10 protein-coding genes are annotated in these 15,264 nt (G+C 32.8%); 8 read left to right on the top strand and 2 right to left on the bottom strand.

Annotated elements, in window-relative coordinates; translation table 11 throughout:
• The first annotated feature begins 3 nt into the window (after positions 1–3).
• From ACY2U7_RS09175 to uraA, 8 genes are all read left to right on the top strand, one after another.
• Positions 4–1,086, top strand: a complete 1,083-nt coding sequence (locus ACY2U7_RS09175) for a DUF58 domain-containing protein (protein ID WP_461812344.1) — start codon at positions 4–6, stop codon at positions 1,084–1,086.
• Positions 1,046–3,115 (top strand): transglutaminase-like domain-containing protein, encoded by a 2,070-nt coding sequence (locus ACY2U7_RS09180; RefSeq protein ID WP_461816277.1) that lies wholly within the window; start codon positions 1,046–1,048, stop codon positions 3,113–3,115. Before ACY2U7_RS09175 ends, ACY2U7_RS09180 begins: the two co-directional genes overlap by 41 nt.
• Entirely contained in the window at positions 3,084–4,001 is a 918-nt protein-coding gene (locus ACY2U7_RS09185; protein WP_461816278.1) for a hypothetical protein, read from the top strand. The genes ACY2U7_RS09180 and ACY2U7_RS09185 overlap by 32 nt, the downstream gene beginning before the upstream one ends.
• On the top strand, positions 3,985–5,250 hold the full coding sequence (locus tag ACY2U7_RS09190) for a hypothetical protein (RefSeq protein ID WP_461812347.1): 1,266 nt from the start codon (positions 3,985–3,987) through the stop codon (positions 5,248–5,250). Before ACY2U7_RS09185 ends, ACY2U7_RS09190 begins: the two co-directional genes overlap by 17 nt.
• A gap of 69 nt (positions 5,251–5,319) precedes the next feature.
• Entirely contained in the window at positions 5,320–9,027 is a 3,708-nt protein-coding gene (locus ACY2U7_RS09195; RefSeq protein ID WP_461816279.1) for an Ig-like domain-containing protein, read from the top strand.
• Between the two features lie 206 nt (positions 9,028–9,233).
• Positions 9,234–10,310, top strand: a complete 1,077-nt coding sequence (tdh, locus tag ACY2U7_RS09200; RefSeq protein WP_461812349.1) for an L-threonine 3-dehydrogenase — start codon at positions 9,234–9,236, stop codon at positions 10,308–10,310.
• 24 nt (positions 10,311–10,334) lie between these two features.
• Positions 10,335–11,537: a glycine C-acetyltransferase gene (locus tag ACY2U7_RS09205; protein ID WP_461811007.1), complete on the top strand. Its 1,203-nt coding sequence runs from the start codon at positions 10,335–10,337 to the stop codon at positions 11,535–11,537.
• Between the two features lie 76 nt (positions 11,538–11,613).
• Complete coding sequence (gene uraA, locus ACY2U7_RS09210) at positions 11,614–12,870, top strand: uracil permease (protein WP_461812350.1); 1,257 nt, start codon at positions 11,614–11,616, stop codon at positions 12,868–12,870.
• A 55-nt stretch (positions 12,871–12,925) separates the two neighbouring features.
• Here the strand turns inward: uraA and ACY2U7_RS09215 are convergent, their stop codons facing one another.
• Entirely contained in the window at positions 12,926–14,338 is a 1,413-nt protein-coding gene (locus ACY2U7_RS09215; RefSeq protein WP_461812351.1) for an amidophosphoribosyltransferase, read from the bottom strand.
• A 121-nt stretch (positions 14,339–14,459) separates the two neighbouring features.
• Positions 14,460–15,260, bottom strand: coding sequence for a polysaccharide deacetylase family protein (locus tag ACY2U7_RS09220; protein ID WP_461816280.1), 801 nt, complete (start codon positions 15,258–15,260; stop codon positions 14,460–14,462).
• Positions 15,261–15,264: the final 4 nt, after the last annotated feature.

The raw sequence follows: 15,264 nt of genomic DNA on the forward strand, positions 1-15,264 counted from the left end.
ATGTTGAAAAAAGAAAAAATAGTATTTGGTAGTATGTGTTTTTTAGGAATTCTACTTTATTTTTTTACTGAAAGTTCATATGCTTCAATATTTTTGATTGGAATATGTATTTATGGAATTGTAGCGTATATTACATCTAGAATATCGGGAAAACAAATTGAGGTATCTTTTTCGGGAGAAAAACAATGTGAAAAAGGAAAACAAATTGAGATTGTGTTGCATACGAAAAATAATAGTAAGATTCCAATTTGGAATATGGAAATAGTTTTATCTGTTAAAAATAAGTTGACAGGAGAACAGCTGGAAGTAAAAAAAGAATTTTCTTTATTTATCTTACAAGAGAAGCAAGATAGTTTTTATTTAGAATCACAGTTTTGCGGTTGCATTGAGATAAGTATAGAAAGAATTAGAATTTCAGATCTATTTGGTGTATTTATCAAAGAGAGAACGATTCATATGGAAAACCAATATTATGTTTTCCCTAAATTATTAGAAACTGATTTTACAATAGAACAATTAAATCAATACAATATGGAAAGTTATAAATATTCTCCGCTAAAAAGTGGAGATGATACAAGTGAGACTTTTGGGATAAGAGAATATAAAGAAGGAGACCGTTTAAAAGCAATTCATTGGAAATTGACAGGGAAAATGGAGAACCTTATTGTTCGAGAGGCAGGGCTTCCAATAGAAAATAGTGTTATGATCTTGCTTGATAAACGAGAATGCGAAGAAATTTCAGCAGATCAGAAAGATAAGCTGACAGAAATATTTTTATCGTTATCAAATACAATTATGAAAAATGGTATTCATCACGCAATTGGTTGGTACAATTATGAAAGAGAAAAATTTGAGCAATATCGTATTCAATCTACAGAAGATATATATATGATAATTGCAGAACTCCTTTCAAGTCCATATTGTAAAGATGAAATAAGCACGGTAGACAGATTTATAGAGTCAGATACTGGGAAAGAGTACAGTAATTATTTGTATGTGACAGAGAGTAATGTAGCAGAGAGAGAGACGGAGAAATTAATGACTTATGGAAACGTTGAAATTTATCGAGCAAAAGCATTTAATTAGAAAAAAAGATATTATAAAGGAAATTTTACTTTCTATATTTTTAGGAATCTCTACGTTTTTATGTTTTCAAGAGATGTTTCAGTTTACTTTGAATTTTTCTGAAGAATATAGAGGTGGCATAAGAAGTGGATTTATATATACATGGAATCAAATTGTAGATGTATTAGGAAATGAAAATTATATTCTACTGCCTAAGTTTTCGGGAGCAGGAGAAGGAAATACAATATTTTTAATTATACTTTTATTTCTTTTTAGTATAATATATTTTCTTTTTATACATAGTAGAAATCGCTGGGCAATGTATGCTTTTTTGTTATTTGTGAGTGTGTTTAGCGAAATAGCAAATTTACAAATTTCTATGGAAAAAATATTGTTTTTTGCTATTACCGTGGTTGCAGCAGTGTTATATGTTCGTAATCCAAATGGTGTATGTAATAAATTATGTTTATTTATATTTATGATCATTGTTTGTGCAACCATATTTTCTTCACCAATCGGAAAAAAGATAAATGCAAGATCAGAAACCATTTGCAAAATACAAAGTGTGCTAAAAACAAAAGTGAAAGAAAATTATTATGGTTCTAATTTGTTGAAAAATGGTGATTTAAGTCAAAGAAAACGAGAGAAAAGTGAAAAAGAAGCATTTAAAATTACGATGCAAAACCCACAATCAATATATCTCAGAGGTTTTGTTGGAGAAAGTTATAAAGATAATCATTGGGAAACATTGCCAAAGTATAACTACTATAAAGAACATGATTTCTTTTATTGGCTAGAAAAAGAAAATTTCCATGCACTTGGACAACTTGGACAAGCGAAAACTTTAGTGAATAAAGAAAAAATGAAAAAAGAAAATGAAATTACTATTCAAGTAAAAGAAGCAGATAGTCGTTATGCATACATTCCTTATGAAATGATAAGTAAAATTTCTGATGGGAAAACATGGGGTGGTAGTTTTGTTTCGACATCTTCTTTTAATCGATTAACAAATTATAAGTATAGTATGGGAGATAATGCCGTAAAAACGTGGACAGATACAGCGGCAAAAATGTTTTTATTGGCAGAGACAGAAACAGTCAAAGATTATTTGCGAAGTGAAAGTAATTACAATGCATATGTATATCAAAATTTTACATATCTTTCGAAAAAAGAAAAGAGTATTTTGAACACATACATTGGCAAAGCAGGAGATCAATCTAAGGGACATATTGATTATAAACCAGCTATTCAAGGTGTTCAAAAATATTTAGAAGATAATTTTATATATACGGAAAATTTAGGGAAAAAAACTGAAGATGGAAAAAGTATGTTAGAAGAATTTCTTGCATCAAAAAAAGGATATGATGTACAGTTTGCTACTGCAGCAACACTTATCTTTCGGTATTATGGAATTCCAGCAAGATATGTAGAAGGATATTTAATAACACCAAAAGATGCAAAAAAAATGGAAAGTGGGAAAGCAACAACCATTTCTAAATCTAATGCTCATGCTTGGGTAGAAATATATATAGATGGAACGGGATTTATTCCGATTGAAGTATCTCCACCTTATCGAAAAATTATGGAGGAAGCGGATATGGAGATTGGTATATCCAACAATTCGTTGGTAAGGTCCTTTGATAATAAAGGCGCAGTTAATAAGCAAACAGAAGAAACGGAGTCGGCAGGTGATCATAAAAAACATGTTACTTTTTCAATACTGGCTATTATTATCATGCTTATCATATTATTTTTATTAGTAGTATGCCTTAAATTGCTGTGGAAATATTTCATTTGTTTTAAAGAATATCGAAAGCGAAGAAAACTTTTTTATAAGGCGATACCAAAACAAGCAGTTAGTGCAATCTATTCATATATGGAAGATAAAGAATATCCGATAGAAGATAAAGTTAGAAAATTGGGGAATAAGGCTGCTTACAGTAAAGAGGAATTAAGTGAAGAAGAACGAAAAGAAATGTTGATTGCTTTAAAAAGCACAGCAAAGGAGAAAAAGAAAAATGATAAAAAAAGTAAAAAGCATACTTATTAGCATTCTTATACTAGCGGTGATGCTGTGTGGATGTGGAACAAAAAATCTAGTAGATAATATAGATGAGCAAACGAAAAAGACTGCAGAATATGTAAAAGAAAGAGTTCCAAATCCAAATGTTTCGGCTATAGGGGGAGAATGGGCAGTAAAAGGAATTGCTGAAAGTGGTATTCAGGTAGAGGAAGATTATTTTGAAGTATATTATGATACAGTAAGAGCCAAAGCAAAGTCACAAAAAGGAAAAATCCATGAAGATTATTATTCGGATTATGCTAGAGTAATGATTGCTTTAAAAGCAATAGGAAAAGATCCCAAAAATGTGGAAGGATTTGATCTTACAAAACCATTAGAAGAATATGAAGAATTGACAAAGCAAGGAGTAAATGCGGTTGCATATACACTTGTGGCGATAAATGAATGTAATATTTCTTTGGAACATGAGCAGGCATATGTGAAATTTCTTGTAAAAGAAATGGAAAAGATGTTAACTGAACAAAATAAGAAAGACATTGATTTTGTTTCAATGGGACTTTTAGGATTGTCGTTTTATCAAGAGGATAGGACAGTAAAAAAAGTAATCGGAGATAGTATAAAATATTTATCAAGTATGCAACAAGAAAATGGAACCATGGGAAGTTGTGAGTCGACTTCTGAAGCGATTATTGCGTTGACACAAATAAAGATAAATATTTTTTCGGATAAGCGGTTTGTGAAAAAAGAAGGAAGTCTTGGTGAAAGTTTAATGAACTATCATGAGAAAAAAGGAGGATTTCTTCATATGGAAAATGGAGAAACAGCAGATGAAATGGCAACAGAGAAAGCATTGCTTGCACTGTGCAGTATGAAAAAAATGGAGAAAGGAGGGCTATATGAAAGAAAAGAATAGTTTCTGGTGTTTTTTGAAAAAACATCGTCTATCTTTATTGGGAGTTGTATTTATACTAAGTTTAACCTTTTTCTCGGGAATATTTTTATCCATGCAAGAGCAAGTGCATGGAAGGAATCCCTTGGTAACAGAAAATAAAGAGTCTTCGCGTATAGCAGTGACAGGCAAAAATTATACGTTAAATTATAAACAGGAAGAAGAGTATAAACATAAGCAGGAGAAACAAGAAGCGAAAATAAAAGAAAAACCTTCAGAACCAATAGAAGAAATTCAAAAAAACCAAAAAGGCGAAGAAAAGAAAGTAACATCTATTATTTCGCAACATGTTTCAGGAACACAAGATGGAGGAGAACATCCCAATGGAAATATAGAGGAGTCAAAACCTAGTCAGGGAGAGCAAAAGCCGAATCAAGGAAGACCAGAAACAGGACAGGGAAATCAGGGCGGGAATGGAGAAAGTGGTGAAAATATAGGTGGAGATGAAGGAATATCAAAACTCCCTGAGATTATTTGTAACTTAAAAGAAGGACAAATAGTAAACGGTAACTTTTTAGGATTTACAGTACAAGCAACTACCTATAAAAAAGAGCCATTAAATTCTTTCTATGTGATAGTAAAGGTAAATGGAAAGAAGTTGTATAGTTCTGGAATGCAACACAATGTGATTTCCTATAGAACTTCTAAGGAATTACAAGAAGGAAATAATGAAATTTCTGTTACAGCTACGGATAAAGAAGGAAATACAGCTACTAAAAATTATCATGTTACAGTAAAAAAAGAAGAAGCTCAAGTTGAGGCCGGAACAATGCGTGTTAAGTTGCAAGCAGATGTGCTAGGACTAGGAACACTTCTTGATGAAAAGGTAGTCTTTTATGAAGGGGAAAATCTACCTTATGTAGTAGATCGAGCGTTTAAGAAAGCAGGAATGAAATATAGATATACAGGAACGTTTGATTATGGATTTTATTTACAAAGAATATATAAACCGGGAATCACAAATGGATATAAAATTCCAGCTCCGATTTTAAAAAAGTTGGAAGAAGAAAATTGTTCATGGGTAGGATTTGAAACAAATTCTCTAGGAGAAAAGGACTTCTATTATTGGTCAGGTTGGCTTTACAGACTAGATGGATATTTTCCAGATGGTTTATCAACGATACCTGCTGAAGATGGTTCTGAGATAGAACTTCTCTTTACATTAAATAATGGAGCAGAATATAACGGGACATGGTTTTCAGGGAAATGGTAATATTGAAAGGGGTGATGTGAAAAAAGATTGGAGCATATAACAAGTAGTAAAAAGAAAGGATGAAAACAGATGAAAAAATTAAAACAAATGGCAGCAACAGTTCTTGCCGTGTCATTATTATTGACAATGTTTCCTGCAAATGTATTTGCGAAGGAAGCAGTTCGCGAGAATGTAGATACAGAATGGTACAATTTTCGAAATAATCCAGAAAATAATGGAGTAACAGACAGACCTACTCCAATTGAAGCAAAGGAAACTGTACAAAAATGGGCAAAAAAATATGGAGAAGGTTGGGCAGCAGCCCCAACACCACCACTTATTTTAAACAAAAAAATATATATTGGTGTTGCAAACCAAATTATTGAAATTGATAAAGAAACAGGTAAAGAAATTCGCCGAAGTGATGAAATGATTGGAAATGTTGGATATGCAATGAATCCAATTACGTATGCAGATGGAAAATTATTTGTACAAGTTGGAAATGGAGTTATTCAGGCGGTTGATTATCAGACATTGAAAAGTGTTTGGTATAGTGAAAAAATAGGTGGACAAACGATTTCGCCTATCAGCTATGCTAAGATAGATGGAAAAGGTTACATTTACAGTGGAACATGGGCTAATGAAAATCGAGATGGAAGTTATTTTTGTATAGCAACAGATGATAAGGACACAGTGCCAGTTGAAGGGGAAAAGAAAGGTGGAGGAAAAGAAAAGAAGTTAACATGGAAGTTTACTCCTTCAGTAAATGATAAACAAGTAAAAAATAAAAGAGGCTTTTATTGGGCTGGAGCATATGCAACAGAAAACTATATAGCAGTAGGTTCAGATGATGGTGCTAAAGAAGGGAATTACACAGAAGGAGCGGTATTCTATACATTAGATTCGCGTACAGGGAAAATTATAGATTCTATTTCGGGAATCAAAGGAGATATTCGTACAACAACAGTGTATGATAACGGATATTTATATTTTGCAACAAAAGGTGGAGTGCTTTATAAAACAAAAGTAGATCATACAGGAAAATTGAGCGAAACAAGTTCTATTGATATAGGAGCTGTGACAAATGAAAAATTAATGGCAACAGCTGCACCATTAGTATATAAAAACAAAATTTATATGGGGGTTTCAGGTGCAGGCGGACAATTTGATCCAGATGCAGGACATACGTTTAGTGTTATTGATAATAGAGGAAAACTTACACAAAATTCTGTTTTGTATAATCTTCCAATCAAAGGATATCCACAAGCTGCAGCGTTAGCATCAACAGCATATGCGAATAAAGACTTTGATGGTGATGGAAAAGCAGATGGAAGAGTTTATTTGTATTTTACATACAATGCAACGCCAGGAGGAATTTATTACTGCTACGATACACAAGAACAGACAGAAGCAAAACCAGAACAGTATGGGGAATTATTTGTACCGAGAAAAGAACAACAGCAATATTGTATTAGTACGATTTGTGCAGATAGAGAAGGAACATTATATTACAAAAATGATAGTTGCTATTTAATGGCGATTCAAAATAATCCAGCATACGTAAATAATATAGTGGTAAAAGGTGGAGAAAATGAAAATATTACATGGAATACACCATTTGATTCATCTAATACAGAATATGAATTAAAAATTCCTGCTTCCATGAAAAAGGCAACGATTCAACTGGAAATGAATGCTGGAATGAGTGCTACGGTAAATGAAAAGGAATATACAGGAAAAAACGAAATTACACTTGAAGAAGGCGACACAAAAGTTCAAATCGAAGTTAGTAAAACACAAAATGAAAAAAAATATACAAGAACATATGTATTAAATTTTGTTAGATTAAAAGCAATTTCTACGCTTGCAAGTATGAAAGTAGGTAATTCAAATTCCTTCAATGGCTTTTTGAATATGACACCTGAATTTTCTTCAGATATTACAGAATATAAAGTAGACACAACACATCCTGAAAGTTTTTGGAGAGTGTGGTTAAAACCAACTGATGTAAATGCAAAGATGAATGTAACTTCTGTAGAAAATATAGATAAGATAACGACGGCAAAAGGTAATCCTTCAACACAGGGACATGATCGATGGAATGTGTATAAGAAAGATAAAACAAAATCAGCAAAGATAAGGGTAGATGTTTTATCTGAAAATGGTGAGAAAACAACAAGTTATACATTGACGTTAGAAGTGCCTGTAAAAGTAACAGGACTTGTATTAGATCAAGAAAAAGCACAATTAGATGTAACAGAAAAATTACAATTAAATGCAAAAGTTGCACCAGATAACGCAACTGTGCAAACAGTAAAATGGAATTCGGCTAATGAAGAAATTGCAACAGTAGATGAAAAAGGTATGGTAACCCCTAAAAAATCAGGTACTGTAGAGATTACAGTTGTTGCTACAGATAATCCAAAGGCTATTGCAAAATGTCAGATTACGATTACAGATAAAGCAAAAGAAGTAGATGATCTTATTCATGCGATTGGAACAGTCACATTAGAAAGTAAATCTAAAATCGATATAGCAAGAGATGCTTATAAAGTTTTGACAGATAAACAAAAAGAAAGAGTAACAAAATTAGGCACATTAGAAGCGGCTGAAAAAGAATATGCTCGATTAAAAGATGAAGCTGAAAAAGAAGAAGTAGATCAAGCAGCAGCAAAAGCTGTAGATGAATTGATTGAAAAAATCGGAGAAGTTACAGTTCAAAGTGGTAAACAAATTCAGCAAGCGAAAGAGGCATTTGAAAAATTAACTCCTAATCAAAAAGAAAAGGTAAAGAAAGTAAAAGATCTTAAAGCTGCAGAAGAAAAATATGCACAATTGCTTTTAGGAGAAGAAAAAGAAAAAGCTAAAAATACTTTAGAAAAGTATAAAGATTTAACTGTATATCGACCAGAACAGCAAGAAATATTAAAGAAATTAATCAACGAAGGAAAAACAGAAATTGCAAACGCTTCAACGAAAGAAGAAATTGCAAAAGTTTTAAAAACTGTGATGGGAAAAATGGATGCTGTAAAAACAGATGCACAATTAACAGAAGAAGAGCAGATAGAAAAAGCAGCAGAACAGATGGATGTGCAAATTTCTAATATAGGCAAGGTACAATTTACTTCAAAATCAAGGGATGCAATTTTATTTGCAAGAGTTGCATATGACAAATTAGAAAAAAATGTGCAGGAAAAAGTGAAAAATTACAGTATTTTACTAAAAGCAGAAAAGGAATGGAAAAACTTAGAAGCAAATGCGAAAATAATTACAATAGTTGATGAAAAAAGTAACATAACAGTTAGTGGAAAATTTATGGATGACTTTGTTCTTCATGTAGAGAAAGCAAGCACAGAAGAAGAATCTATTTTACGAAAAGAGTTTGCTTCATTAAAGGATAAAGTGGAAAAACTTTTTGTTCCATATACAATTTCATATGATGGAGGATATATTGGAGAAATCAATATAAACATTCCGGTTGAAGATGGTTACAACGGAAGAAATGTAATAGTAAAACAATTATGTGGAGATGGAGATGTAGTATCACATAAAGGAATTGTTAAAGAAAACAATGTATTAGTGAAAAATAATACGTTGGGAACGTTCATGGTAGGTGTTGAAAAAGGAAAGAAATTAGATGCAAATACAGGAGAGCATACAGAAGGTGGTTTGAAAAAACCAAATCAAAATGCGAGTGTTCCGAAAACAGCAGACACATTTAATTGGATGCTTTGGGTTGGAATTTGTATACTTAGTATGGTTACAATAGTAGTACGAAAACGATTCAAACAAAATTAATTATATGTTAAGAAAGCAACTCATAACAGGGTTGCTTTCTTTTTGTCTGTCCTAGAAAAACATTTGCTCATGTTCGTGAAACAAAAACGATTCATATAAAATGTTCGCCTATAACGGATGAAATTTGCTTGATATTTTCGTGAAAATAGTCTATGATATTTTTAAAGAAATGAGAAAAATACCTAAAAAGAATAGGAGAAAAAATGATGAACGATAACAAAATGTGGGCATTGGTAAAAGAAGAAGCAGCTCCTGGATTAGCACTTAAAAGAGTAGAAATTCCAGAAGTCGGTACAAATGATGTGAAAATTAAAATTCATAAAACAGCAATTTGTGGAACAGATGTGCATATTTATCAGTGGAATGAATGGGCACAGCATACAATTTCTCTTGGACAAACAGCAGGACACGAATATGTAGGTGAGATTGTAGAGATGGGTTCGGGTGTACGTGGTTATAAAATCGGAGATCTTGTATCAGGTGAAGGGCACATTGTATGTGGAAAATGTCGTAATTGTTTAGAAGGACATAAGGAAAATTGTAAAGATGCCAAGGGTGTAGGAGTAAATCGTGACGGTGCTTTTGCAGAATATCTTGTAATTCCAGCAGAGAACGTATGGCCAACAAATCCTGCAATTCCAGAAGAAATGTATGCAATTTTTGATCCATTTGGAAATGCAACACATACAGCACTTTCTTATGAAGTGTTAGGAGAAGATGTGTTAATTACAGGAGCTGGACCAATTGGAATTATGGCGGCAGCTATTGCTAAATTTGCAGGAGCAAGACACGTTGTTATTACAGATTTTAACCAGTATCGCTTAGATCTTGCAAAAAAACTTGGTGCAACAAGAACAGTTAATCTTGCAAATGAGAAATTAGAAGATGTAATGAAAGAAATCGGAATGACAGAAGGATTTGACGTGGGTATGGAAATGTCAGGAGCGGCTGCGGGATTCCGAGACATGATTGAAAACATGAAGCATGGAGGTAAAATTGCTGTTTTAGGGTTACAAAGACCAGATGCGCAGATTAATTGGGAGACAGTTATTTGGAATGGTTTAAATATTCGTGGTATTTATGGAAGAAAAGTTTGGGATACATGGTATAAGATGACAACAATGCTTCAGGCAGGGCTTGATATTTCTGATATTATTACACACAGAATGAATATTAAAGATTATAAAGCTGGTTTTGATGCAATGATTTCGGGACAATCAGGAAAAGTTATATTAAATTGGGAAGATTTAGATAAATTAGAAGAACAATCACAGAAATTTTAAATTAGAAAGAAAAGGTGAAAAGAAATGGCACGTAAAAATGATATTTTAAGTATTTACACAAAAGAAGTAGAAGATATCAAGGCAGCAGGATTATTTAAAGGTGAAGCACCGATTGCATCAGCTCAAGGAGCCAGAGTAAAACTAGAGGATGGCAGAGAAGTAATTAACATGTGTGCAAATAATTATTTAGGCCTCGGAGATAATCAGAGATTAATTGATGCAGCAAAAAGAACGTATGATGAAAGAGGATATGGAGTTGCATCTGTTCGTTTTATTTGCGGAACACAAGATATTCATAAACAATTAGAAAAGAAAATTTCTGAGTTTTTAGGAATGGATGATACGATTTTATATTCTTCTTGCTTTGATGCTAATGGGGGATTATTTGAAACAATTTTAACAGCAGATGATGCTGTTATCAGTGATGAATTAAACCATGCATCTATTATTGATGGAGTTCGTTTGTGCAAAGCAAAACGTTTTCGTTACAAAAACAATGATATGGAAGATTTGGAAACCAAATTAAAAGAAGCAGATGAAGCAGGAGCAAGAATTAAATTGATTGCAACAGATGGTGTATTTTCTATGGATGGAATCATTTGTAACTTAAAAGGAGTTTGTGACTTAGCGGATAAATACAATGCATTAGTCATGGTAGATGATAGCCATGCTGTTGGATTTGTTGGAGCACACGGACGAGGAACTGCAGAACACTGTGGTGTAGAAGGACGTGTAGATATTATTACAGGAACTTTGGGAAAAGCGCTTGGTGGAGCGTCAGGCGGATATACATCTGCTCGCAAAGAAATTGTTGATTTACTTCGTCAGAGAAGTCGTCCGTACTTATTCTCTAATTCATTGGCACCAGCAATTGCAGGTGCAAGTATCGAGTTGTTTGATATGTTAAGTGAAAGTACAGAACTTCGTGATCACTTAGAGGAAACAACTACTTATTATCGTAAATTACTTGTAGATAATGGATTTGATATTATTATGGGAACACATCCATGTGTACCAGTGATGTTATATGATGAGGTAACAGCAGCAGAATTCGCAAAGCGCATGATGGAAAAAGGTGTCTATGTTGTAGCATTTTCTTATCCAGTTGTTCCAAAAGGAAAAGCAAGAATTCGTACACAAGTATGTGCAAGTCATACAAAAGAAGATATCGATTTCATTGTAAAATGCTTTATCGAAGTTAGAGAAGAAATGGGTTTAAATAAATAGTTATTTTGAAAGAAGAGTAGAAAATCTACTCTTCTTTTGTTATACTGAATAGAAAAAACGAAAGAGAGGAAAGTGAGTGGAAAAGAGAAAAATTATTCAAGTAGAAGAGAAAGTACCATTTAAGCTGTTAGTGCCGTTGAGTATTCAACATATGTTTGCAATGTTTGGAGCCTCAGTACTTGTGCCATTTTTATTTGGAATCAATCCAGCGATTGTATTATTTATGAATGGGGTGGGGACACTTTTATTTATTTTCATAACGAAAGGAAAGGCACCGGCGTATCTAGGTTCAAGTTTTGCTTTTTTGGCGCCAGCAGGAGTAGTTATTAGTAAATTTGGATATGAATATGCTTTGGGTGGTTTTATTGCAGTAGGATTTTGTGGTTGCATATTATCATTTATTATTTACAAATTTGGTTCGAATTGGATAGATATTGTATTACCGCCAGCGGCGATGGGACCAGTAGTTGCATTGATTGGTTTAGAATTAGCCGGAACAGCAGCCAATCAAGCTGGGTTATTGGAAGAGTATATTAAACCAGAAAATTTAATTGTATTTCTTGTTACTTTAGGAATGGCAGTTTTTGGATCTGTAGTTTTTAGAGGATTTTTATCAGTTATCCCTATTTTAATAGCGGTAGTTTCGGGATATGTTGCTGCTATTGCTTGTGGTATGGTTGATTTTGAAAAAGTAGCACAAGCATCCTTATTTGCAATACCTAATTTTTCTTCGCCTAAATTTAATTTAGAAGCGATTTTAATTATTTTACCAGTCATTCTTGTTATTACTTCAGAACATATAGGGCATCAGATTGTGACAGGAAAAATTATTGGAAGGAATTTATTGAAGAATCCGGGATTACACCGCTCGTTATTTGGTGATAACTTTTCTACAATGTTATCAGGATTTATTGGCTCTGTTCCAACAACAACTTATGGAGAAAATATTGGAGTTATGGCTGTAACGAGAGTCTATAGTGTGTATGTTATTGCAGGAGCAGGTATTCTTTCTATCATATGTTCATTTATTGGAAAGCTTACCGTTCTTATTCAAACGATACCAGGAGCAGTAATTGGTGGTATTTCATTTTTATTATATGGAATGATAGGAACATCAGGGATACGAATTTTAGTAGATGGGAAAGTAGATTATGGAAAATCGAAAAATCTGGTATTGAGTTCCGTTATTTTCGTGACAGGGTTATCTGGAATTGCAGTGAAATTTGGAAATGTAGAATTAAAAGGAATGGTATTAGCCTGTGTGGTTGGTATGGGATTAAGTTTATTATTCTACATATTAGATAAATTTCATTTAACAAATGATGTAGAATAGTAAAAAGGAGAGAAACTTCAATTTGAAATTTCTCTCCTTTTTTATTTCTATATAATTATTCTTTTCCGTTAAAACAATATGTACAAACTTTACATGGTTCTAATCCGATAGAAGCGATTAAATCATCTAAGCGATGGTAACGTAATGTAGTAAAGTTTTGTTGTTTACGAATTTCTTCAAGCATATTGGCATATCGTTCAGTTGTAGGATCAGCGTATTCATGAAGCACATTTTCTGCGTTGTCTCCTTCTAATTTTTGAATTACCTGTCGTGTGATTAAATCTAATTCTGATTTAGAACGAGAAAAGTTTAAGTATTTACAACCATATAATAAAGGAGGACAAGCAGGTCTTACATGAACTTCTTTAGCACCGCTATTATATAAAAATTCAGTTGTTTCTCGTAATTGTGTACCACGAACAATTGAGTCGTCAATTAATAAAAGACTTTTGTCTTGAATTAATGATTGTACTGGAATTAATTTCATACGTGCGATCAAATTTCTTTGTTCTTGATTTTGTGGCATGAAAGAACGAGGCCATGTAGGAGTGTATTTAATAAATGGTCTTGCAAATGGAATGCTAGATTCATTTGAATATCCGATAGCATGAGCGATTCCTGAATCAGGTACACCTGCGATAATATCTGGTTTTACATTGTCCTCAGCATCGCGTTTAGCAAGCATACTTCCACACTTATAACGCATTTCTTCCACATTAACTCCTTCATAAGAAGACGTTGGATATCCATAATATACCCAAAGGAATGAACAAATTTTCATATCTTCTCTAGCTGGGCTCACTGTTTCAACTGCATCAGGTGTAATATATACAATTTCAGCAGGTCCAAGTTCTTTATAAGTTGAATATCCTAAATTAATATAAGCAAAATCTTCAAAAGATACACAAAAAGCATCCTCTTTCTTTCCTATTACAAGAGGAGTTCTTCCTAAACGATCCCTTGCAGCATAAAGACCATCTTCTGTCATAACAAGAAGTGTCATTGATCCATCAACAATTTCTTGCACAAACTGTATTCCTTCTACAAGAGAGTCTTTATGGCAAATTAGAGAAGCGATTAATTCAGTGGCGTTAATCTGCCCTCCACTCATTTCCTGAAAATGTGTATGTCCATGGCCATAAACTTTATCTAATAGTTCATCCATATTATTAATTTTACCAACAGTAGTAATAGCAAAACTTCCAAGATGTGATTGGATTAATAATGGCTGAGGTTCAAAATCAGAAATACAACCGATGCCAATATTTCCTTTTAATTCTTCCACATCCCGTTCAAATTTTGTACGGAATGGAGAATTTTCTATATTGTGAATGGCTCTGCTGAAGCCATTTGGACCGTAAGTAGCCATACCGCCTCTACGTGTTCCTAAATGTGAGTGGTAGTCAACGCCATAAAATAAATCAAGTGTACAGTTTGATTTTCCGGCGACACCAAAAAATCCGCCCATGAGAAATCCTCCTTTTTCTGATAAGAAATTTGTGTCTTTAACAGAATAAGTTTATCATGATTTTTGAGGAAAATCAAAGAAATGCTTATGAATATTTTTAAATTGATATTATAAGTGTAAGTTATAAAAATGAGTTTAACGATTTAAATGTATATCCCATTTCTTCCCATTTTGTTAAAAGTTCATCTAGAATTTTTGCGTTGGTAGAAGAGGTGCTGTGAAGAAGAACAATTGCACCAGGATGTATTCGATTTAATAATTTGTTAAAAGCCTCTTCTTTTGTTGGCTGATTATTTTGATACCAATCTACATAAGCAAGACTCCAAAAAAAAGTTTTATAGCCTAAATCCTTTGCCATTTGTAAATTTTGGATACTATATTTTCCTTGTGGAGCACGATATAATTTTTTCATTGGTTTTTTAATAATATCTTTATATAAATCTTCTACCCCAGAAAGTTCTTTTTGAAATTCTTCTTTTGAAGAAAATTTTGATGCATCTAAATGGTGTAATGTATGGTTTCCAACTATGTGCCCTTCCTTTACCATTCGTTTTACTAAATCAGGACTTGTTTTTAAAAAATTTCCAACAACAAAGAAAGTGGCAGGGGCATTATGCTTTTTTAAGGCATCTAGTATAGTGGAAGTATTCCCATTTTCAAATCCTGCATCAAAAGTCAAATATAAAACTTTTTCTTTAGTCGGTTCAGCATAATAGGCATCGTATTGCTTTAACTCATCAAAAGATGCGTTCCCCACAGGAACTTTACCATTTTCTTGAAAACTAAGTCCCCAATTTTCTGAAGAAGATGCTGTGACAGTCTTATCGGAAAAAGTTTGGACAGTTTGTGCAGTAAAATTTCCTATAAAGAAAGAAAAAGTAAATAAAAGAACTAAAGCGATAATTTTTTTACATTTTTTCAAGAGA

It is taken from the genome of Faecalimonas sp. (assembly GCA_029264305.1).
Classification (GTDB): domain Bacteria; phylum Bacillota; class Clostridia; order Lachnospirales; family Lachnospiraceae; genus Faecalimonas.